Below are 22,189 nucleotides of genomic sequence, written 5' to 3' on the forward strand. Positions count from 1 at the left end.
CTCCTTAGGGGTACGCGGTGACGTCGTCCACGACGAGCCGGGCCCGTTCCGGCCCACCGGTGTAGAAGGACAGTTGCGTGACCTCCCGAAGGTTCAGCTGCCCGGACGGTGCCCACGGCGGCTGACGGAACGCGTCGAACGGGACGGTCACCGTTCCGGAGGCGTCGTCCGGGAGCGTGTACTCCCAGTAGGCGCCGCCGGCCACGAACTGGATGCTCACCGTGGTGCGGCCGAGCGGCCGTTGCAGGGCGAGCCGCAGGCCCCGCTGACCCCAGAGGTCCTTCGCGGGGAAGCTGCGGGTGATGCCGGCATACCCGGCCGCCGACGGATCGGCGTCGATCTGCATGCCGTGTCCGGGGAGAAGGGTCAGGTTCACCGGTCCGCCGCCGGCATTCCTGACGTACGCCGCACCGAGCTGTGCCGAGTCCTCATAGCCATCGAAGTCGTCGATCACCACCGGCGACGTCGGCAGGGCCCGCGTCGTGAAGGAGGCGACCGGCGAGACGGTCGTCCCTTTCGCGTTGATCGCTCTGACCTGCCAGTAGTAGGTGGTCCCGGGATCGAGCGGTGTCCCGTTGTCATATCCGGATGTCTCCGAGACAACAGTGATCACCGGCGAACTGAGATCGGGCTTGCGCGACACCGTCAGCTCGTAGGCGCCGGCGTCAGCGGCCGGACTCCACGCGAAACGGTCCGGGCCGATCACCGCGGTCGCGCCCGGGGCAGGGGTGAGAGCGGTGAACGGGCCGGGCGCCGCGCTGACCGGAACCGATCGCACGAACCGCACCGGTGACGGTCCACCGGCGCCGACGGCGACGACCCGGTACCAGCTGTCGCCACGCCCGCGGACATCGGTCCACGGCGCCTGGTCGTCGGAGAGCACGCCGGGGTGCGCGGCGACCCACGGCCCCCACGGTGTGCGGGACCGCTCGACCCGGTAACCGGTCGCGCCCGCCGCTCCCCGCCAGGCCAGCACGTTCAGGCCGGCACGCTGGGTCACCGACGTCAGCAGCGGAGTGTTCCTGGTCGGCGTGAGCCGGGCGCCGAGAGCTTCGGCGTACGACATCTGGGCCTTGACCGCAATCGTCATCCGCTGGTCGTCGCCCGGATAGTGGAACGTGAATCCGTCGTCGTGCTGGACGTAACCGTGGTCGTCGGCGTGCCCGAACAGCGACCAGGACAGCATCCCGGTGACCGCGCGGTCGTCCACGAGCGGATCGAACAACGAGCTGCTCGCGGCGGTGGACGCGTACTCCCCCGCGATGTAGACCTTGCCGGCGGCCGCGACCGTGGCGGCGTCGGACGCCACCTTCGCCGCGGTCGGCGGGTAGTAGTGGACGTCCACGATGTCGACGGCGGCGTCCGCCAGGGTGTCCGGGTCGATGTCGAAGCGCCGGCCCGCCGCCACCAGCTGTCTCGGCGCCCACTTCTTGAACAGCGCGGCGTTCGCGGCGATCCAGGACGGGGTCATGCCCTCGAGCTCGTTGCCCAGCTCCCATGCCATGATCGCCGCGTCGTCGCGGTAGCGCTTGCCGGTGAGCGGGTTGACCCGGTCCATCACCCGCTTGACGTAGTGCTGATAGTCGGCGATCACCCGCGGGTCGGTGTAGAACGCCTCACCGGGCAGCCCGTACGGATCGGTGAAGTCGCGGTGTCCACCGTGGTAGTACGCCCACTCGTCGGTGAGCGGCAGGATCAGCTTGATGCCGAGCGTGCCGGCGTAGGCGATCGCGTAGTCGACGGTCGCGAAGGCCTGCTCGTTGAGAGGGCCGGTGGTGTCCGGCAGGATCGACTTCGGGTTGCCGGTGGAGGCGAGCATGTGCGAGCGGACCACGGTGAGGCCCATGGCCTTCGCGGTGTCGAGGGCGTCGCGGATCCGGAAGCGGGTGGGGTAGCCGACGCCGCCGACGTTCTCGTCCAGGCCCAGCCAGTAGATGTTGGTGCCGGCGAAGCGGAACGGTTTCCCGCCGAGTTCCAGGGTGGCGCCGTCGCGGGTGACGAACGCGGCGCGGGAGTGGGCGGATGCCGGCTGGGGGAAGAGGGCCAGGCAGAGGGCGGCGGCGATGACGGTTCGGAGCAGTCTCATTCCCGGCCCCCGAGGACGGTCGCCAGGTCGGTGAGGACCCAGGGTGCCTTCACGGCGTTCGGGTCGAGGTCGATCGGGGCCCGGACGTGCAGCACCGTCGATTCGCCGGGCAGCAGGGTGACGAAGCCCTGATCGGCGGTGGCGTCCGGGTGGATGCGGTCGGGCTGCAGCAGGAGGTCGCGGGCCACGCCGGCGGCGACGATGTGCACGTCGAGGCCGCCGGGCACCGGGGTGGTGGTGACGGTCAGGCCGGGGTCGGCGTCGGCACCGTCCGAGGCGAACCACAGGGCCCTCTCCCGGCCCAGGGCCGCTACGACGATGGCCGCGTCGCCGGCGTCGATCGGGATGACCGATACCTCACGAGCGGGCACGGCGACCTGATGAGAAACGGACTCCAGCACCGCGCCGTCGGCGGAGCGGAATTCCAGGTGCAGCTCGCCTTCCCAGGGCAGCGCATGGTCGTTGAGAACGGCTACGCCGCGGGGCTGGATGGTCAGGGCGCGGTCGGCGTACATCTCTTTCAGGGCGTGGTAGAGCGGTTTGAACCGTCCTGCTCCGTCGATGGCCGCCCACGATGTCACCGGCCAGAGGTCGTTGAGTTGCCAGACGACGGTTCCGGCGGTGTGCGGCCAGTGCGAGCGCCAGTGCTCGATTCCGGTTCGCACGGCGCGGACCTGGTTGAGCTGCGTCAGGTAGTGCCAGGCCTCGGTGGTTCTCGGCGCCGGAAGGTGGTGCGCGAGGCCGCGGGCGAGTTTGCCGTTTCCGTCCTCGGCCTTCTGGTGGTGCAGGACGCCCGGAGAATCGGGGAGCATCGGGTCGTCGGAGACGGCGTCGCGCAGGGTCCGCCAGGCGGGCGGCGCCTGCCAGCCGAATTCGGCGACGAATCGGGGCGCCGAATCGCGGTAATGCGTGTAGTCCGCGCGGTTCCACACCTCCCACGAGTGGAAGGTCTGGTGATCGGGGTCGTTCGGCTCGTGATCCCACGACCCTGACCAGGGACTTCCCGCCTGATAGGGCCGGGACGGGTCCAGTTCGGCGACGATCGACGGCAGGATGTCGAGGTAATAGGAATCGCCCCAGCTGAGATCGCCGCCCGGCTGCGAGGTCCACCCGGAGACGCCGCGCAGCCACAGATTCTCGTTGTTGCCGCTCCACGTGATGAGGCTCGGATGCGGCGACAGCCGGGTCACGTTGTCGCGCGCCTCGGCGATCACCTCGGAACGGATCGGGTCCTCCTCCGGATAGCAGGCGCACGCGAAGAGGAAGTCCTGCCACACCATCAGGCCGAGTTCGTCGCACACCTCGTAGAAGGCGCGGTCCTCGTAGATGCCGCCGCCCCACACCCGGATCAGATTGACGCCGGCGTCGGCGGCCTGCCGCAGCCGCAATTCGTAGCGTTCCCGGGTCATCCGGGACGGGAAGATGTCGTCCGGGATCCAGTTGACGCCCTTCACCAGGATCGGGGTGTCGTTCACGTGGATGACGAATCGGGTTCCGGCGTCGTCCGGTGACCTGTCGATCGCCACGCTGCGGAACCCGACACGACGCTCCCACCGGTCGAGCTCCTGATCGCCGTCGGTCAGCACGACGGTGAGCGTGTGCAGGGCGGGTTCACCGTGGCCCGCCGGGTCCCAGCGGGAAGCCGATGAGAGCTCCAGCTCCCTTCGTACCGAATCGGCATTGACCGGAACCGTATCGACCAGGTCTCCATCGAGGAGGATCCGCGCGCTGAGCGCGCGATCCCGCGAGCGCTCGATCTCCGCGGTCAGGTTCAGCTTTCCCACCCCGTTCTCGTACGTGGTGAGCGGCCGCACCGCCGCGATCCGGGCCGTGCTCCAGCCTTCGAGGCGGACGTTTCGCCAGATGCCGGCGGTGACCAGCGTCGGACCCCAGTCCCAGCCGAAGGAGGCCGCCATCTTGCGGATGAACGGGAACGGTTCGGGATAGGCGTTCGGGCGCGGGCCGAGAAGCGCTTCCACGGCGGCGGTCTCGGTGTAGGCCGAGGTGAACGCGACGGTGAGGTCGGCTTCGCTCTCCAGCAGCGACGTCACGTCGAACCGATGGGTCCGGTGCATGTTCTTGGTCTCGCCGACGACCTCGTCGCCCACGGAGATCCGCGCGACCGTGTCCAGACCGTCGAAGACCAGGTCGATGCGGTCGTGCCGGGGGCCGTTCCAGGCGATCGGCCGGGAATACGTCCAGTCCTCGCGGCCGACCCAGGCGACCGTCTTCTCGTTGTCGTCCAGAAACGGATCCGGAATGCGGCCGGCGGCGAGCAGATCGGTGTGGACGCAACCGGGAACGGTGGCCGGGAGGTCGATGTCGCGGCCCCGGAGGCGCCACTGTCCGGACAGGTCCTGATGAGTTGTCACTTCGTCGCTCCCGCGGTGATGCCGTTGTAGATGAAGCGCTGCAGCAGCAGGAAGAACACGACCGTGGGCAGGATGACGATCATGGTGCAGGCAGCGATGGTCTCCCACTGCGCTCCATAGGGGCCCTTGAATCGGAACAGCGCCGTGGAGATGACGCTCAGATCGGGCGAGCGCAGATAGAGGAAGGGGATGTAGAACTCGTTGTAGATGGCGATTCCCTTGATGATCGCCACGGTCGCGATGGCCGGTTTCATCAGCGGCAGGATGATCCGCCGGTAGATGGTGAAGCGCGTCGCGCCGTCGATCATCGCGGCCTGGTCGAGGCTCGGTGGAATCGACTGCATGAACTGGATGAAGATGTAGATCGAGATGATGTCGGTGCCGAGGAACAGCACGATCGCCGAACCGGGCGTGTTGACCAGGCCCATCGATTTCACGATCTGGTACGTCGCGACCTGCGTGGTGACGCCCGGAACCAGCGCGGCGACCAGGAACAGGCCGAGCACCAGGCGTTTGAACGGGAAGTCGAAACGGCTCACCGCGTAGGCCGCGAGAGTGCCGACCAGGATCGTGCCGGTCAGCGAGATCACCAGGATGACGGTGGTGTTCCAGAAGCCGAGCAGCATCCGCCCTTCGGTCCAGGCCGTGGCGAAGTTGTCGAAGTTGAACCAGTTCCGCGGCGGCGTCAGCGGGCCGGTGGAGTTGTATTCGGCGTGCGTCTTGAAGGCGGCGAAGAGGACGACGGTCAGCGGGAGCAGGACGACGATCGAGGCTAGGACGAGCGACAGGTACTTGATCGGATTCTTCATGACAGGGTGACCTCTTCGTCGGGGACGAGACGCCGCTGGAACCACGTGATCAGCAGGACGATGAGCAGCAGCACCACGGCCATCGCCGACGCCAGCCCGATCTGCCGGAACTGGAACGCGGTCTCGTAGGCCTGCACCACGAAGGTGCGGGTGCCGTTCGCGCCGCCGGTCATGATGAACGGGATCTCGAAGACCGACAGGCTCCCGGAGATCGCCAGGATGAACGAGAGGCTGATGATCCGCCGGATGCCCGGCACGATGATGTGCCGGAACTTGTGCCAGTCGCCGGCGCCGTCGATCTCCGCGGCCTCGTAGATCTCGCTCGGGATCGACTGGATCGCCCCGAGGAAGAGCACGAAGCTCAGCCCGGTGAACCGCCACACCGACGTGCCGGCCAGGGAGATGTTGGCGATGTCCGGGTCGCCGAGCCAGAACTTCGTGTGGTCGCCGAGCCCGACCCAGCGCAGCACGGTGTCGAGGGTGCCGTCCGGCTGGAAGAGGTAGAGGAAGACGAATCCGACGGCGACGCCGTTGAGCAGGTACGGGAAGAACAGGATGCCCTTGAACAGGTTCCGGAACCGGGTGCTGAACGACAGGATCACCGCGAAGTAGAGGGCGATGGCGATCTGCACGAACGACGCCGCGAAGTAGTACCCGCTGATCAGGAAGACCCGCCAGTACCGCTCGTCGGTGACGACCTTGACGTAGTTGTCCAGGCCGACCGGTTCCATCGTGACGTCGAGGCCGTCCCACGAGGTGAAGCTGTAGGCCACCATGTTGCCGACCGGCACGTAGGTGAAGGTGATCAGCAGAGCCAGGGCGGGTGCGAGATAGAGCCAGGGGGTCAGGCTCCGGTTGCGGATCTTGGAGCCGGAGGCCGGCTTGACCGCCGCCGGCCTCTCCATCGTCGTCGTCACCGCATGACCTGCGACTGGGCCTCGCCCCACCGCTTGTTCAGCTCGGCGAAGTACGACTCCTTGTCACCCTTGGCCGCCCCGCGGGCGATGTCGACGAGCTTCTGCCGGTAGATGTTGCCGGCCAGGTCGATCTCGGACGCCTTGATGATCTCGTCTTCCTTGCCGCTGTTCGTGACAGCGGCCGGGATCTCCATCAGCTCCACGCCGGTGGCCTGGAAGTCCTTGAGCGCCGCGGGCAGTTCCTGGCCGACGACCGGCGGGATGGACTGCTGGTCGGCGGCGAACCCCGACTCGTTCACGAACCATTCCAGCCAGGCCTTCGCGGTCGCCTTGTTCGTGCTGGTCTTGCTGACCGCGGCCTTGTAGTCGCCCTCGATCCGGGCGTGGAACTCGCCACCGGTCTGGTACGGGAACGGCCAGAACGCGATGTCGTCCGGGTTCGCGCCGGCCGCCTTCGCGGCGTCCTTCATCTGCGGCACCGCCCAGGAGCCGAGCAGCATGCTGCCGACCTTGCCGGTGCCGATCATCGGCTTGCTCCCCTCCCAGTTGGTGGTGAGCGGGTCCGGCTCGCTGAGCTTGTTCTTCACGATGTCGAAGAGCAGCCCATCGGTGATGTACGGCGTCTTGCCGGCCTGCCAGGGGGCCGGATCCGCCGGGAAGTTCTCGTTGACGGCCGGGTCGCCGAGGATCGCCCGCTGGCTGTTGAAGAAGCTCAGCGGCCAGCCGTCCTTGTAGTTGGTGTAGAACGGGATCGCGCCGGTCTTCTCCTTCACGGCTGCGAGAGCGGTGAGGAACGCCTCCGGCGTGGTCGGCGGCGCTGTCACACCGGCCTCGGCGAAGACCCGCTTGTTCACCACGAAGCCGTTCGCCACGCCACCGAGCGACAGGCCGTAGACCTGACCCTCGAACGCCTTCTCGTCGACGAACCGGTACGTGGCCTTGAGCTCCTCGACGGTGCCGAGCGGCTCGAAGAACTGGCCGAGCTGGCCGACCTTCACGGTGTTGGGGATCAGCAGGACGTCGCCGTACTCGCCGGAGCTGAGCTGGGTGGTGACATCGCCCTCGTAGTTGGTGACCGGCTCGAAGGTGACAGTGGTGCCGGGGTACTTCGCCTGGAACTTCTTGGCGTACTCCGGCAGGGCCGTGGTGGCCAGGTCGGTCCGGTTCGTCAGCACCGTGATCGCGCCGGTGACCTCGCCGGAGAAGTCGGCCGGCTTCTCCTCGGTCGCGCCACCCGTACAGCCGCTGACCAGGGCGAGGACCGCTGCCGCGCCGAGCCCGATGAAAGTCCTTCTATCCGCCATGTCGCTATCCGCCTCGTCAGGAATCGATCCGTTGGGGGATGAGCATGGTGGTCTCGCTCGCGTGTCGTCAAGGTTAAATTAATAATTTATGTAGTCTGAAGGCGTCAGGCGGCGCTGCGCTCCTGGCCGCGGGATCAACGGAGGGGGTGGGTGCTTTCCCTGACCACGATGTGCGCCGGCGGCGCCTGATAGACCGCCACCGGCTCCCCCGCCATGGCCGCGAGCACCGCGTCGCCCGCCAGCTCGCCGATCCGCTCGACGTCGTGGCTCATCGCCGACAGGGCCGGGACGGCGAGCTGGCACTGGGCGGAGTCGTCCCAGGCGACGATCGAGACGTCCGCTCCCAGCTCGGCCGCCGCCTCCAGGCCGCTCAGCGCCATCACGTCGTTGTCGAAGACGATCGCGGTCGGCCCCTGCTCGATCAGCTGCACGGCGGCGGCGCGGCCACCCTCGTACGAATAATCGCCCTCCGCCACCAGCAACGTCATCCCGCGCTCAGTGGCCTCCGCGGCCAGGCCGTTCTGCCGCAGCTGGGTGTGCGCGAACTTCGGCGGCCCGGTCACGTGCCCGATGGTCCGGTGCCCCAGGCCGAACAGGTAGGCGACCACCTCCTGCGCGAACCCGGCGTCGTCGGTCCACACCGTCGGCAGCCCCTGAGCCGTGGACGGGTCACCGATCACCACGGCGGGCAGGCCCAGCGACGTCACCAGGCCGACCCGCTCGTCGTCCGGTCCGAGATCGACCAGGATCACGCCGTCGACGCGGCCCTGCTCGGCCCACCGCTCGTAGGTCGCCGACTCCGCCGCCCGGTCCGTCACCACCCGCACCAGCACCGACACGCCCGCCGGCGCGAGCACGCGTTCGAGGCCTTCGAGGAACTCGTGGTAGTACGGTTCCTCGCCGAGCACCTGCGCGGCACGTTCCAGCACCAGCCCGACCCGCCGTGGCGCCTTGGTCAACGGTTCCTCCCGGTAGGGTGTCTTCTCTGTCGGCTTCTCTATCAGCACGAGACCCGGAGACCGTACCTCTGATGGCACGTCGTGAAGCGCCCGCCGCGGGACCCGGCAGCCGGGCACTCATCGTCGACGTGATCCGGTCCGCCGCGGCGATCAGCCGGGTCGAGCTCGCCGATCTGACCGGCCTCACCCAGCCGTCGATCTCGAACATCGTGCGAGACCTGATCGCGGACGGGATCATTCACGAGGTCGGCTCCGCCGATTCGGTACGAGGGAAGCCCCGCAAGCTGATCGCCATCAAACCGGCGAACCGTTTCGGCATCGGGTTCCATCTGGGCCCGGACACCCTGACCTGCGTAGCCGTCGACCTGACCGGCGGCGTGGTGGGCCGCGAGGTGGTGCCGCGACCGCCCGCTGACCGGCTCGCCGCGCAGTTCGACGACTTCACCGCGGGCCTGGACCTGCCCCGCGGCCGCATCGAGGGCCTCGCGATCGTCGCTCCCACGCCCTTCCCCGGCGGTGCCCCCGTCGCGGACGGGCTCGCGCCGGTCCGCGCCGACCTGGCCGGCCGGATCGGGCTGCCGGTCATGGTGGAGAACGACGCGGCGGCAGCGGCCCTCGGCGAGTTCTGGTCCCGGCGCGTCTCCCGCGAGCAGGCGTTCGGCTGCATCTACCTGGGCGCCGGCATCGGCGCCGGCTTCGTCTTCGGCGGCGCGCTGTTCCGCGGCGCCAGCTTCGACGCCGGCGAACTCGGCCACATGTCGATCGCGTACGACGGCCGCCCCTGCCCGTGCGGCAACCAGGGATGCGTGGAGCGCTACGCCTCGATGGCCGCCGTCGTCGCCGACGCCGCCGCCGACCCGCGCCTGCCGGTGGATCCGTCGGCGACGACGTCGAGCGCCTACGACGCGGTGGCCCGGCTCGCGGTCGGCGGCGACCCGGCCGCCTTCGAACTCCTCGACCGCGCCGCCGGCCACCTGGCCGTGGCCGCCACGTCGATGGTCAACCTCCTGGACCTGGGCCGCGTCGTCCTGACCGGCCCCGGCGCCGCCCTGGCCGGTTCCATCTACGCCCGGCGCCTCCGCGCCCACCTGGAACGGACAGCCCACTCCCGCCAGCGCCACCCGGTCGTGGTCGAGCTGTCCGCCCAGCCCCGCGACGCGGCGAGCATCGGAGCAGCAGCCCTGGTCGTCCAGGCCGCCGTGGCGCCGGGCCACACACCCGGCACCTGGTGACAGCCTCAGCGGAGTTGCCCGGCCACCTCGGCGGTGATCGCCTCACTCGCGTCGGCCAGGCCCGCCATCAGTTCGGCAGCACGGGCGCCGGTATCCGCCGGGGAAGTCTTCGCCTCGAACACCCGCACCATGACCACGACGTTGCCGATCATGGTGTGCTGGGTCAGAAACTCGCCCTCACCCTCGGCGAGCAAGACGGCTGTCCCGGAGGATGTCGTTCGCTCCTCCGCCCGGACCGTGGCATCGACTTTCGCCCTGGTCAGGGCCTGATCGCGGGTGTCGGCGAAAGTCGCTCCGGCGTTGGTGAACGCGGTACCGGCCGAAGCATCCCGATGAAACATCAGGTCCACCATCACCGCGGCAACGGCAAGCCGGCCAGGCACCGGCGCAGCGACTCGACATCGATACGGCCGTGGTTCAGCGCGTCGTACATGGCACCGTGTCCACGGCGGTGCTCCGGCGCCAGCGACAGCCCGACCAGCGACTTGACCGGCCCATCGGTACACGACAACAACGCATCCGTCCGCCTGGTCATGCACTGGTAGAGCTGCTCGCGTAACCCGCCAAAACATCGATCGATTCCGTCCTGCCGGTCACGACCGCCAGTGTCGTCCCTGTTTCTCAGCTGGAGTTCCCACTTACCCGGAGTGTTATGGTCTCGTCTCTGGACGGAGATAGACGGAGGCCGTCATGCATAAGTTGGTGGTCCTGTATTCCCAGCCCGCCGACCCTGACCACTTCCGCGACTACTACGTGACCAACCACCTTCCACTGGTCATGGATCTGCCCGGGCTGCTTGCGTGGCGTTACAGCTTCGACGTGGCGGCGACCAACGGAGAAGCGCCGTATTTCGCGGTTTTCGAAGGCGACTTCGCTGACGTCGCCGCCATGGCCGCGTCGCGCGCGTCGCCGCAAGGCCAGCGGGTGGCCGCCGATGTCGCCAACTACGCCACCGGCGGTGCAGTCATCATCCACTATCCGGTACAGGACGGTACCGGCTGAGGCAGGCCGGCAAGCTCCGGAACGCATTCGGTCGGCCGTTGCGGGCATGCCTGGCCATCGACAGACGCCGTTCGCGATTGCCGGTTCGTTGAGCGTCAGAGGGGGCCCATGTCCTGGCCGGCTGTCACAGTGGTTGATGCGTGCGTGCGGCACGACGGCTCGGGCGGTAGCCCCACGGCCGTCTCCGACGACGACCCGGCGATGACGGACGCGGACCGGCGTGCGGTCGCAGCTGCGGTCGGCACCTCGCACACGGCGTTCCTCGGCCCAGGGCCGACGCCGGACGGTGGCTGGCCGGTCCGCTTCTTCACTGCCGCCACCGAACTGTCCGGCTGTGGCCACGGCACCGTTGCCGCGCAGGCCGTCCGGCTGACCCGCACCGCGCTGGGCGAGCTTAACGACCGCCAACGCACCGGCGGGCGCACGTTCGACACCTTCGCCATCCGCCGCCCCACCGGAATCGAGGTGTGGTTCGACCAGGGCCTCGTCGCGCTGCGCCACCCGGCACCGGACGAGCGCGCCGCGATCGTCGCCGCGCTCGGGCTCACCGCGGACGACCCGCACCCGACCGACGAGCCACGCATCGCCGCGCCCGGCGCACCACGCATGCTGGTACCGGTCCACGACCGGGCGGCGCTGCTCCGAGTCCGCCCACACCTCAACAGGCTGAAAGCGGCGTGCCGGCGGTACGGGCTCCTCGGCTGTTTCGTGTACGTACCACCGGTGGGCGACCGACCGGGGGCGGCGCGGATGTTCGCTCCGGCGATCGGTGTCGACGAGGACGTCGCCAACGCCAACAGCACCGGCGGTCTCGCCGCCCACCTACTCGACACGACAGGGGCACAGATGGTAGCGATCGAGGTGGAGCAAGGTGATGCCCTCGGTCGACCGGCCAGCGTGCTCGCTTCGGCCCGACGCGGGCCGGCGGGCATCACGACCCGGGTCGGCGGCCTAGCGGTGATCCGCGACAGACACCGCGGCGACAACTAGCCACCCCCACCCCGGAAGCTCTCTAGATCGTCCTCTTTTGCCGCAGACAACGCGCGCTGGGTCCCGTCGCTGCCCGCGCCCAGCGCGCTGGCCGGCACGCACCATAGTCGCCCTTGACGACGCAGTGATGTCGTCGGTTGGAGCGGGAGGTTCAACGGCACGAACTCTTGAGCGTGACGATCCCGAGGTCGAGCAGTACTGGGAGGCGTTCCGGTGGCAGTCAGACCACGTTGAGCGGGGACGCTCCCTGGAGGAACCTCCTACCGACCCTCTGACGATCATCACCCCTGACCGCATCCTCTGCACCGAGCACTGGCTGCGACGGGCTGGATATCGACCCCGACAGACCTGGCGTTCTGCATCGGCACTGCCGTCGGAACGGACGTGCGCCGCTGGGCGGCCTGGCGCCGGATCGTTCGCCAGGATGCTCGCCCGACCTCTACGTATTTGGCGTACCTGGCTCTGCACCGGAATCCGTACGCCGACACACGGGGCGGCGTGTGGCTACTGCGGATCGGCGGTTTGCCAGGGATGAAGGAACTGCTCCGGCCTCAGCTCCCAAGCCTGGAGAGCTTCGGTGGAAGGCGCAGTGCGGTCAGCTTGTCGGTCGGCCATGGTGACGGCTCGTTTGAGGTGCTCACGCGGGCATCAGGCGGTTCAGGATGGTCCGGGCCAGGGCGTCGAGTCGGGTTTGCAGGTCGTTGTCGGCGCGTCCACCGAGATCGTCTTCCAGGCGCTCGGCCAGTGCGGCGACCGCCGGGAGCAGGTCGTGCAGCGGGCTGCCCTCATGTCCCACCACGTATAGACGGTGGGTTCCCACCTCGGCGGGGATGCTGCGGTTGAGGATTCGCTCGCAGGTGTCGGCTGCGATCAGCTCCACCGCAGTCGCCAGGTCTGGTTCTGCGAGGCCGAGTTCGGCGGTGACCGCCGCCAGGCGCCGGTTCGCGTCATGCGTCGGCAGCGTGCGAGCTGACTCCGCCGCGAGCGCCGCCACAGCGTCGCCGTTGACGCCGGCCACCAGGAGGTCGCACGCCAGCATCACCGCGTGATGCGGTTCGGTGTCGTAGAGAAGTGCCCGGGCCTGCTCGGCCCGGAGCCGGCGAAGGAGGCTGTCGTCCACGGACCGAGACTAGTGCGTTGCCATGGATGAACTCTCGCGGTCGATCTCGGCCGCGTAGCGAGCCAGTCTCCGGCCGCTAGTTGCTGCCATTCAACGGCTACTTTGATGTGAATGCCCAGGGTGCGGGCCGGGATGGCAGCGGCAAGTTCGCCGGCGAGCTCGAACATCGCGGTCTGACGCGCGCGATATCGATGCCGGGAGCGCCGCCACGCTCCCGGCATCGCGCGGTCAGCTGATGATGGTGATCGGGCCGTTGTCGGAGATGTTGGTGATGTTGAGGTCGGTCAGGGTGGTGGCCGGCGTGGTGGCGGTTCCGGCGTAGACGTGGTCCAGGGTCACGCCGGTTATCGGGGCGGCCGGCTTGCCGTTGATGCGGGCCGGTGTGGTGCCGAGCGTGTAGAGGCGGGTGTTCTTGACCGTCACGCCGGTGATCGGGCCTGTTCCGTGGGTGTCGCCGGTCCACAGCGCGAGCCACGTACGGTTGCTGTCGTTGCTGAAGGACAGCTTCTCCACGTCGATGTTCTCGAAGCGGATGGTGCCGGCCGTCGCCGTGCCGTACTTGTGGTGGACGCCGATCGCCACGGCGGCGTCATAGACGGTGACGTTGCGGAACGTGACGTTCTGCTGGTTCTGGAAGACGCCCTGGCCCACCTTCACGCCGTAGCAGTACGTGAAGGACATCAGGTCGTCGAACGTCACGTCGCTGAGCGGCCGCGGGTTGCCCGGCACCTTGCTGAACAGGTCGACGGTGGTGTCCCAGGTCTTGGTGCTGAACGGGTCGTCCAGGCCGACGCCGATCGCGTGCTGGACGGTCACGTTCGACGACTCCATGACGTCGATGCCGTCGTTCTCGCCCATGTCGAACCGGTTGAAGATCTTCAGGTTGCGGAACGTCATGTTCGACGATCGAGTGGGCATGATCGCCCAGCTGCTCGACTCACGGAACGTGACGCCGTCGACGAGGAAGTTCGTCGTGTAGATCGGGGTGAGCAGGTTGACGCCCAGGTTGCTCGGAGCCAGGGCCGCCTTGCCGTTGCCGTCGATGACGCCGCGGCCGTAGATGCTGATGTTCTCCGACGAGTAGCGCGTGGAGAGGAACCAGGTGATGTCGCGCTGCTGCGATTCCTTGCGCCAGTGGACTTCGTTCTCGGCACGGTCGCCGGTGAACCGCAGCACCGCGCCGGGCGCCAGATAGAGCGCCAGGTCGCTGCGCAGGTAGAGGTTGCCGACCGGGTAGACGCCGGCCGGGACGTAGACGATGCCCTGCGTTCCGGTGGCGCTGCCCCAGGCCGCGGCGTCGTTGAGGGTCTGCTGGAAGGACGCGGTGGTGGGCGCGGCGCCGACGTTGAAGATCCCGGCGCCACTGGATGACGGCCGGTTGGTCTCGACCGGGTCGGCGGCGATCACCAGGTCCGGCCGCCCGTCGATCTTGATGATCAGGTACGCGTCGTCGTGGATGGTGAAGGTGAGCGTCGGCCCGGTGACGGCCGCGCTGACGCCGAGCTTGCGGGGGCTGATCCGGTACGCCCCGATGGCCGTGTTGTTGACCTTGGTGACGGCGATGGTGGCGTCGCCGGCGCCCATGGCGAACTGCGCGATGTCGTACCCGGGATAGTCCTGCACGGGAACCGGAGTCCCGTTGACCGTGAGCGTGTAGTCGGGGGAGGCGGGATAGATCGACGGCACCGGGTAGACGTCGACAGGGGCCGGTGCGGCCTGCGCCGGCGCCGGGGTGACGACCAGCAGGGAGATCAGGAGGACGAGGACGGACAGGAAGCGGATCGTGGACAAATGGCGCTCCTTATCAACACTCCGCGGCGAGGATGACCGCGAGGGTCTCGGTGAGGGGCCGGTCCGGCACGAAGTGGCCGAACGTGTCGTTCGCGAAGAACGAGAACCCCCCGATCAGGGCGGCGACCGGTCCGGCGAGCAGTTCCCGCTGGTAGAGGTAGGTGCGCCGGTCGTCGAGGTGGGTGCGATACCAGTACCAGGGATCGACGAAGTCGAGGGCGTAGAGGACCCGGGGTCCGTCGAGGGCGGCCTTGCTCCGGACATTGGGCACGATTTCGGTACGCTCGACGAGCACTGCGAACGTGCACACCAGAACGGCGTCCATCAGCGAGTAGGCGGATTCGGGCATCCCCCACGCGCTGATCTCGACATCCGCCCGCCAGTAGGTGTCCATCCAGTACAGCTGCTTGTCGCCGAGCGCTGCCCGCATCCGCTCGAAGAACCGCGCGACACCGGCGGTGCGTTCCGGGGTCGGCGCCGGAGCGTTCGCCGGATCCCAGAAGCCGACGAGGCCGAACTGGTTGCCGAGCAGGATCCCGTCCAGACCGAAGTCCTCGATGTAGGCGCCGGTCTGCGCCGCCACGAAGTCACCGGCCGGCAGACCCGCCGGGATGCCGTCAGGGAAGGCCGCATAAACCGATGCATCCGGACTCAGTGAAGCGGTGACGTCGAGGACGCCGGGGATGATGTGCCCACCGGCGTCGGCGGTGCCCGAGGACACCTCCGGGTGGCGTGACGTCTTCCAGTCACTGCGGCAGAACTCCGGCCCCGGCTCCAGATACTCCAAGATCCGCAGGGGGAGGTCGCGCCGGGCCGCCTCCGCGCGGATCGCCGCATAGCAGCCGGCGAGCACGTGATAATCCATCGGCTGCTCACTGAGTGTGAACATCGGACCGGCCGAGTACGGATTGAACGACCGCTCCCCGCCTTCGCGCACCCGGGTCAGCCAGTCCAGGTTGTGCGCCCGGGTCAGGTCGGGTGATCCGTGGGCGTAGCAGTTGTACCGCGCCCAGTCGAACCGATCACCACGGTGGTCGGGCCCGGCGTAGTTGAGGATGTGGTCGCCGTTGGACGGGCAGAAGACGACGGTGACCGGCCGGCCGTCCAGATACGCGGCGTAGTGGTCGAAGAAGGCGGCCACACCCGGCGCCGGGTCGGTGAGGTCGTCGAAGATCTTCGGGGTCAGCCAGAGGACGGCTTCGAGACGGTTGTTCACGACAATTCCCTGAGGACGGCGGAGAGGGCGTCGAGCCGGGCGTCCGAGGCCAGCCCCGCGTGGTAGATGTGCAGTTCGTCGGCGTCCAGCGACCGCCACACGGCTGCCGAAGCGGTGAAGGGCGGCAGGATCGAGACGTAGGCGCCGACGGAACCGGTGAAGGCCGACCGGAGGGCGCTCACCCGAGCGGGCGAGCCGTCCCAGGCCGCCGCGATGCAGAAGTCCACGGCGGAAGTGCTGAGGAACGCTGACGGGCCGGTCGACCACGGGTCGGCGTCGGCGAACATGCCGAGGCGGCGCACTCCCCCGGCCCGGGCCGCGTCGATCACGTCCCGCTGCAGGGCTGCGGTGGAGGCGGAACGGATTTCGAGGAGTTCCGCGGCGACCTCGTCCGCAACGAAGGAACCCGATCCGACAGCGTCGGCCACCGTTCTGCGGAGGGTGGCGGGAACGGCACAGGCATCGCAGAAACAGATCGACAGGAGACGTTCGTCCGCCGCGGTCCAATCGGCCCCGGCCGTCTTCTCGTGCGCCGATTGATGACCGAAGCCCATCGGCCCGCAGGCTTCCAGGATCAGGCCGTCCGGCTCACCGAGCGCGACGACCTCCGAGACCAGGGTTCGCGCGTAGTTCCGGACTTCCGGGAAAGCGCAGCACACGGCGTACGGGTAGGGGTCGCCGAAGGCGTTGCGCATCGCGAAGCCGGCGGCCGCATCGGTGTGCGTGACCACCACCCAGGCGTCGACCGCCAGACCGCGGGAACGCAGCATGTCGCGGGCCGCGATGAACGAGTCGTCGTGCCCGGTCCACGCTTTCGCGGACCGGGGGACGATGCCTTTCCAGACGTCACGAATGGGCAGATGGAATGCGCTGCGCGGGGCGTGCACGATCCGGTGCCGGGGATGGCGCGGGGTGGCCGCGCGGACCGCGTGGTAGGAGGCGGCGAGCGCCACGCGGGTCACCCCCAGCGCGGCCACCCGGTCAGCGGTGTGGGGGTCGCCGATGACGTCCCACGGATACAGATAGACGGTGTTCACCATCGCGGCAGTTCCGGGTCGTAGTCCGGGTCGAACCGGCGGGCGTATCCGGTGTCGTCGCGGATCTGCCGGCCGGAATCGACGTAGACGCGGTGCAGTCTTTCGAGGGCGTCGGCGTCGAGTTCGACGCCGAGTCCCGGACCGGGCGGCACCGCAAGCGCGCCGTCCACGAACCGCAGCGGACCGTTCCGGATGACGTCGTCGGCGGAATTCCACGGGTAGTGGGTGTCGCAGGCGTAGGTGAGATTCGGTGTCGCCGCCGCCAGGTGCGTCATCGCGGCCAGGCTGATCCCGAGATGCGAATTGGAGTGCATCGACAGGCCCAGTCCGAGGGTCTCGCAGACCGTTCCGAGATGACGGCTCGCGGTGAGCCCGCCCCAATAGTGATGGTCGCCGAGAATGACCTGGACGGCGTTCTTCGCCACGGCCGGAGCGATCGTGCCGAACGAGTTCACGAACATGTTGGTGGCGAGGGGCATCGTCGCCCCCGCGGCGACCTGCGCCATCGCGTCGATCCCCCAGGACGGGTCCTCGAGGTACTCCAGGACGCCGTCGAGCTCGGCGGCGACCCGGCGGCCGGTGACGACGGTCCACGCTCCGTTCGGGTCGATGCGCAGCGGGTGATCCGGGAACGCCTCGCGCAGCGCCCGGACCGCGGCGATCTCCTGGTCCGGCGGGAAGACGCCGCCCTTCAGCTTGATCGAGCGGAACCCGTGCTCGCCGATCAGCAGTTCCGCCTGGTCGACGATCCCCTGCGGGTCGAGCGCCGCACCGAACTCGTCGGGCTCGGATTCCGGGTGGCCGGCCCATTTGTAGAACAGGTAGGCGCTGTACGGCACCGCGTCCCGTACCCGGCCGCCGAGCAGGTCGACGACCGGCCGGCCGAGCAGCCTGCCGGTCGCGTCCAGGCAGGCCACCTCGATCGCGGAGAACGCGGTCCGGCGGCCCATCGCCGTCTCGCCGGGCAGGGCGGCGTCGACAGCCCGGGCGATCGCCGCCAGGTCCAGGACGTCCAGGCCGGCCAGGGCGGGCGCCACCGCGGTGAGCCGATCCAGCTGCGCCCGATCACCGCCGCACTCGCCGAGACCGACCACACCACCGTCCACGATCAACCGCAGGACACAGCGAAGAGCGAGCGGTTCATGTACGCCGGTGGCATTGAGCAGCGGCGGGTCCCGGAAAGCGATCGGGGTGACCAGCAACTCGCGAATGATCATGCCTGGACCACCTTGAGTCCCTCTTCCAGCAGTTCGGCCAGCCGGTCGACGTGCTCGGGCAGCGGATCGGTCAGCGGCGCACGGACCCCGCCGACGTCGAGGCCCCGCAGCCGGACACCCGCCTTGATCAGCGCGACCGGGTAGCCGGGCCGCTCGTCGCGCAGCGCGACCAGCGGGGCGTAGAAGCGGTCGAGCAGTTCGTCGCGCAGCTCGTGGTCGCCGGTGGTGATCGCCCGGTGGAAGCCGAGCGCGATCTCCGGGGCGAACGCGAACACCGCCGACGAGTAGAGCGGCACACCGACCCCGCGGTAGGCCGGGACGGTCATCTCGGCGGTCGGCAGCCCGTTGAAGAACTGGAAGTCCGGCCCGGCCGCACGCCGCACCGCCAGGACGATCCGGTGCATCAGCTCGAGGTTGCCGACGCCGTCCTTGATGCCGATCACCGTGGGGATCCGGGCCACCTCGGCGGCCGCGTCCGGGGTGAGGACCGCGTTGGCCCTCTGGTAGAAGACGACCGGGAGATCAGTGGCGGCGGCGACCTGCCGCACGTAGTCGACGACGCCGGGCTGGGTGCCGCCGACCAGGTACGGAGGAAGCAGCAGCACGCCGCCGACGCCGGTGCGCGCGAGCCGCCGTACCTGCTCGATCGCGACCGGAAGCGGTCCGCCGGCGCCGGCGTAGACGGGCGTCCGACCGGCCGCCGACTTCACCGCGACCCGCGCGACGGCTTCCATCTCGTCGCCGCTGAGCGCGTGGAACTCGCCGGTGCCGCAGCCGGCGAAGACCGCGCCCGCGCCCGCGTCGACACCCTTCGTCACGTGCGCGGCGAGCAGTGACTCGTCGACGCCGCCGTCCGCGCCGAACGGGGTCACCGGGAAGAACAGAACACCTTGGAACGTCATCGCAACCTCGGGATTGAAGTGAAGGGACTCAGCCCTTGGTGGCGCCGGCGGTGATCCCGCGGACGAGCGAGCGCTGCAGCAGCAGGTAGACGATGAGGCTGGGCACGAGGGCGACGACCGAGCCGGCCAGCACGGCCCCCGGTCCGACGACGTTGTCGACGCGCATCAGCGCCAGCGCCACGGTGATCGTGTAGTCGCTCTGGTTCTCGGCGACGATCAGCGGCAGAAGGTACTGGTCCCAGATCATGATGAAACCGAAGACGGTGATGACGCCGAGCGCCGACCGCGACAGGGGCAGCACGATGCGCCAGAGCATCCGCAGCTCACCGACGCCGTCCAGCTTCGCCGCCTCGATGATCTCGTCGGGGATCTCCTTCATGAACTCGCTCATCACGAGGATGGAGAAACCCCAGATGCCGACCGGCAGGATCACGCCGAGCGCGGAGCCCTTGAGGCTGAGTCCGAGGCCGGGCAGGTCGCCGATGACCAGCGACAGCGGGATCGCGATGACCTCCTCCGGCAGCATCATGGTGAGCAGGATGGCGAGCATGACGACGGCCTGGCCGCGGAACCGGCGCCGGGCGATGGCGTAGGCGGCGAACACCGACACGGCGATCTGCAGCAGCAGGCCACCGCCGACGATCACCAGTGAGTGCCCGAGGTAGGACCAGATGCCCCGGTCCCCGGCCACGGTGAAGTTGGCCCAGGTCAGCTCGTTCGGCCAGAAGCTGAGCCGGGTCGACTGCCCGTGGTCGTCGAACGCGCCGGAGAGCACCAGCAGGAAGGGCCCGGCGAAGACGAACAGGGCGATCGCGCAGAGCAGGGCGCGCAGCGGGCGGCCTCGGGTGGTCCAGCCGAGCGCGGTGTCGAAGCGGTTCATCGCACCTCCTTGCGGCCGGTCACGTACCGGACCACGAGGGTCGCGGTCAGGGTGAGCAGGAGCAGCAGGACCGACGCGGCCGACGCCCGGCCGATGTTGTTCTCCTGCAGGCCGAGGGAGATGACCCGGGTCATCCACACCTCGGTGGAGCCGGCCGGGCCGCCGCCGGTCAGCACGTACACCTCGGTGAACGTGCGCAGGCTGCGGATCGCGGCGAGGGTGAGGATGACCGCGATGGCCGGTCGCAGCGCCGGGACCGTGATGTGCCAGAGGCGGCGCAGCGTGCCGGCGCCGTCCACCGACGCCGACTCGTAGAGCGCCCGGTCCACGCCGGCGAGCCCGGCCAGGACGATCACCATGTTGTACGGCGCGCCGATCCAGATGCCTACCACCATGACCGACCACAGCGCGGTGCCGGTGCCGGCGATGAACGGCGACGGCCCGAGCCCGATCAGGGCCAGCAGCGAGTTGAGCGGCCCGTCCGGGGTCGGGTGGTAGAGCAGCCGCCAGATCTCGCCGCTGACCGCCGTCGCGGTGACGACCGGCAGGAAGACCGCGCTGCGCAGCACCCAGAGCGACCGGGTCTGCCCCTCCAGGAGCAGGGCCAGGGCCGCGCCGACCAGCAGCGCGCCGACGGTCTGCCCGACGCCGAGGATCACGGTGTGCCCGAGGGCGTCGCGGAACCGGGCGTCGGTGGCGACGTCGATGTAGTTGTCCAGGCCCACCCACTCGTTGCCGAGGAACGGCTGCACCTTGTAGAGGCTGAGCCGGATGCCCTCGATCATCGGGATGAACTTGAAGTACACCGCGAGCACGATCGCCGGGGTCAGGAACAGCCAGGAGATCAGCGCGCCGGACGGCCGGCGGCGCTTCGGTGGCGGGGCGTCCCCGCCGGAGCGGGACCCGCGGGTCCCGCTCCGGGAGGGCAGCAGTGACGTCGTCACGCCAGGACGCCCTGTTCCTGCAGGACCGCGGTGACGGCCTGTGCGGTGGCATCGAGTCCGGCCTTCACGTCGCCGGAGCAGTCGGCGAGGACCTTGTTGAGGCCTTCGGCGGCGGCGTTGCGGATCGGCACCCACTGCACCGCTGACGGGAACTCGGTGCCGTTCTTGGCGTACGCCTCGGCGACCACCTTCCAGCGCTCGTCCCCGGTGACCTCGGCGGCGTCGAGCGTGGCGTTGACGGGCAGCCGGACCACGGCCTGGGTCTTGCTGACCATGCCCAGCTTCTGGGCCTCGGGCGTGATCAGGAACTCGGCGAGCTTCTTCTGCGCGTCGGAGAGCTTGCTGCCGGCGCCGAGGTAGATGTTCTCGCCGTTGGCGAGCACCGCGCCGCCGGCCGGTCCGGTGGGCGCCGGCACGACCTCGTACTTCTCCTTGGTCAGCTTCTGGTCGTAGGGGACGAAGTTGTACGGCCCGGTGAAGTAGATGCCGGCCGTGCCGTCGGTGAAGTGCGTGGTCTGCGCGGTGGTCTGGGTCAGCGCGCCGGGCTGCACCACGCCGGGTGTGCAGAACTGGTCGCGGATCCAGGAGACGGCCTGTACCGACTTCTCGTTGTTGATCGCGACGCTGTACTTGCCGCCACCGGCGTCGGTGATGATGTCGCCGCCGCCCTGCCACAGGTAGCTGGCGCCCCAGAAGACGGTGTAGCCGTTCTGGGCGCTACCGGGCACGACCATCCCGTAGGTGTCCTTCTTGCCGTTGCCGTCCGGGTCCTTCTCGGCGAACGCCTTGGCCAGGGCGGTCAGGTCGGCCCAGGTCTTGGGGACGGGCAGGCCGACCTTCTCGCGCCAGTCCTTGCGGATGAACGTGGTGAAGGCCTGCCGGGAGAACGGGATGCCGTAGGTCTGGCCGTCGAGCCCCTGGACCGAGCTCCAGGCGTTGGCGGCGACGTCCGCGCCACCGGCGACGCCTGCTCGGTCGATCGGCTGGAGCCAGCCCTGCGCCTGGTAGGTGCCGAGGTTGGCGGCGTCGGCCACGAACACGTCGGGCAGGTCCTTGGAGCTGGCCCGGGCCTGCAGCTGCTGGTCGAACTCCACGACCGGCTGGTAGTCGACCGCGATCCCGGTCTTGGCGGTGAAGGCGGCGAAGATGTCCTTGTAGGTGGCGGCGGGCTCGGGTGCGCTGCGGGTCCAGACCTCCAGGGTGTCCGCTGCCTCGCCGGCGCTGTCGTCCCCGGCGCAGGCGGCGCTGCCGAGGAGCAGCACCGCCGACACGGAGGCGAGCAGACCCCTGATTGCGGTTCGTGGCGCCATGGCCTCTCCATTCACATATGTGTAAGGCGTTCACATAGGCGTATCCTTGCGGTACGGTATGGATCTTCCGCTGAAGATGTCAAGAGTGTTACGACAGTGAT

Annotated in this window: 20 protein-coding genes; 3 read left to right on the forward strand and 17 right to left on the reverse strand. The window is 69.0% G+C overall.

All coding sequences use genetic code 11. The features are described 5' to 3' along the window. Positions 1-4 precede the first annotated feature (4 nt). From EP757_RS42115 to EP757_RS42140, 6 genes are all read right to left on the reverse strand, one after another. Positions 5-2,086: a cellulase family glycosylhydrolase gene (locus EP757_RS42115; protein WP_127553916.1), complete on the reverse strand. Its 2,082-nt coding sequence runs from the start codon at positions 2,084-2,086 to the stop codon at positions 5-7. Beyond that, positions 2,083-4,458, reverse strand: coding sequence for a glycoside hydrolase family 2 protein (locus EP757_RS42120; RefSeq protein WP_127553917.1), 2,376 nt, complete (start codon positions 4,456-4,458; stop codon positions 2,083-2,085). Before EP757_RS42120 ends, EP757_RS42115 begins: the two co-directional genes overlap by 4 nt. Continuing rightward, positions 4,455-5,267: a carbohydrate ABC transporter permease gene (locus tag EP757_RS42125; RefSeq protein WP_127553918.1), complete on the reverse strand. Its 813-nt coding sequence runs from the start codon at positions 5,265-5,267 to the stop codon at positions 4,455-4,457. Before EP757_RS42125 ends, EP757_RS42120 begins: the two co-directional genes overlap by 4 nt. Then, on the reverse strand, positions 5,264-6,184 hold the full coding sequence (locus tag EP757_RS42130; RefSeq protein WP_232050281.1) for a carbohydrate ABC transporter permease: 921 nt from the start codon (positions 6,182-6,184) through the stop codon (positions 5,264-5,266). The genes EP757_RS42125 and EP757_RS42130 overlap by 4 nt, the downstream gene beginning before the upstream one ends. After that, positions 6,181-7,488 (reverse strand): ABC transporter substrate-binding protein, encoded by a 1,308-nt coding sequence (locus tag EP757_RS42135; RefSeq protein WP_127553919.1) that lies wholly within the window; start codon positions 7,486-7,488, stop codon positions 6,181-6,183. Before EP757_RS42135 ends, EP757_RS42130 begins: the two co-directional genes overlap by 4 nt. Before the next feature lie 134 nt (positions 7,489-7,622). Then, positions 7,623-8,447 (reverse strand): LacI family DNA-binding transcriptional regulator, encoded by an 825-nt coding sequence (locus tag EP757_RS42140; RefSeq protein ID WP_127553920.1) that lies wholly within the window; start codon positions 8,445-8,447, stop codon positions 7,623-7,625. 71 nt (positions 8,448-8,518) lie between these two features. Here EP757_RS42140 and EP757_RS42145 point away from each other — a divergent pair, with 71 nt between their 5' ends. Beyond that, a complete protein-coding gene (locus tag EP757_RS42145; protein ID WP_127553921.1) occupies positions 8,519-9,679 on the forward strand; it encodes an ROK family transcriptional regulator in 1,161 nt (386 codons plus the stop codon). Positions 9,680-9,684: 5 nt separating this feature from the next. Here EP757_RS42145 and EP757_RS42150 read toward each other — a convergent pair whose 3' ends face one another. Further along, positions 9,685-10,035: a hypothetical protein gene (locus EP757_RS42150; protein ID WP_127553922.1), complete on the reverse strand. Its 351-nt coding sequence runs from the start codon at positions 10,033-10,035 to the stop codon at positions 9,685-9,687. Further along, positions 10,032-10,190 carry a transposase gene (locus EP757_RS44955; RefSeq protein ID WP_232050282.1) on the reverse strand — a complete coding sequence of 53 codons (159 nt, stop codon included), beginning with the start codon at positions 10,188-10,190 and terminating at the stop codon, positions 10,032-10,034. Before EP757_RS44955 ends, EP757_RS42150 begins: the two co-directional genes overlap by 4 nt. A 179-nt stretch (positions 10,191-10,369) precedes the next feature. Between EP757_RS44955 and EP757_RS42160 the strand changes: the two genes are divergently transcribed. Both EP757_RS42160 and EP757_RS42165 read left to right on the forward strand, forming a co-directional pair. After that, positions 10,370-10,681, forward strand: coding sequence for an EthD family reductase (locus EP757_RS42160; protein ID WP_127553923.1), 312 nt, complete (start codon positions 10,370-10,372; stop codon positions 10,679-10,681). Positions 10,682-10,825: 144 nt separating this feature from the next. Further along, positions 10,826-11,671: a PhzF family phenazine biosynthesis protein gene (locus EP757_RS42165; RefSeq protein WP_232050283.1), complete on the forward strand. Its 846-nt coding sequence runs from the start codon at positions 10,826-10,828 to the stop codon at positions 11,669-11,671. Positions 11,672-12,308: 637 nt separating this feature from the next. Here the strand turns inward: EP757_RS42165 and EP757_RS42175 are convergent. From EP757_RS42175 to EP757_RS42220, 9 genes are all read right to left on the reverse strand, one after another. Further along, positions 12,309-12,791 carry a hypothetical protein gene (locus tag EP757_RS42175; RefSeq protein WP_127553925.1) on the reverse strand — a complete coding sequence of 161 codons (483 nt, stop codon included), beginning with the start codon at positions 12,789-12,791 and terminating at the stop codon, positions 12,309-12,311. Between the two features lie 228 nt (positions 12,792-13,019). Further along, complete coding sequence (locus EP757_RS42185; RefSeq protein WP_232050284.1) at positions 13,020-14,582, reverse strand: glycosyl hydrolase family 28 protein; 1,563 nt, start codon at positions 14,580-14,582, stop codon at positions 13,020-13,022. Positions 14,583-14,595: 13 nt separating this feature from the next. Then, the gene (locus tag EP757_RS42190; RefSeq protein ID WP_127553926.1) at positions 14,596-15,798 is read right to left on the reverse strand and encodes a hypothetical protein; all 1,203 of its coding nucleotides are present in this window, start codon (positions 15,796-15,798) and stop codon (positions 14,596-14,598) included. After that, complete coding sequence (locus EP757_RS42195) at positions 15,795-16,838, reverse strand: hypothetical protein (protein WP_197725491.1); 1,044 nt, start codon at positions 16,836-16,838, stop codon at positions 15,795-15,797. Before EP757_RS42195 ends, EP757_RS42190 begins: the two co-directional genes overlap by 4 nt. Then, positions 16,832-18,052 (reverse strand): enolase C-terminal domain-like protein, encoded by a 1,221-nt coding sequence (locus tag EP757_RS42200; RefSeq protein WP_127553927.1) that lies wholly within the window; start codon positions 18,050-18,052, stop codon positions 16,832-16,834. Before EP757_RS42200 ends, EP757_RS42195 begins: the two co-directional genes overlap by 7 nt. Next, positions 18,049-18,954 (reverse strand): 5-dehydro-4-deoxyglucarate dehydratase, encoded by a 906-nt coding sequence (locus EP757_RS42205; protein WP_127553928.1) that lies wholly within the window; start codon positions 18,952-18,954, stop codon positions 18,049-18,051. The genes EP757_RS42200 and EP757_RS42205 overlap by 4 nt, the downstream gene beginning before the upstream one ends. Before the next feature lie 28 nt (positions 18,955-18,982). Further along, a complete protein-coding gene (locus EP757_RS42210) occupies positions 18,983-19,834 on the reverse strand; it encodes a carbohydrate ABC transporter permease (protein WP_127553929.1) in 852 nt (283 codons plus the stop codon). Then, entirely contained in the window at positions 19,831-20,778 is a 948-nt protein-coding gene (locus EP757_RS42215; protein WP_127553930.1) for a carbohydrate ABC transporter permease, read from the reverse strand. Before EP757_RS42215 ends, EP757_RS42210 begins: the two co-directional genes overlap by 4 nt. Continuing rightward, positions 20,775-22,088: a sugar ABC transporter substrate-binding protein gene (locus EP757_RS42220; protein WP_127553931.1), complete on the reverse strand. Its 1,314-nt coding sequence runs from the start codon at positions 22,086-22,088 to the stop codon at positions 20,775-20,777. Before EP757_RS42220 ends, EP757_RS42215 begins: the two co-directional genes overlap by 4 nt. Positions 22,089-22,189: the final 101 nt, after the last annotated feature.

The sequence above is a fragment of the Actinoplanes sp. OR16 genome, from assembly GCF_004001265.1.
Classification (GTDB): domain Bacteria; phylum Actinomycetota; class Actinomycetes; order Mycobacteriales; family Micromonosporaceae; genus Actinoplanes.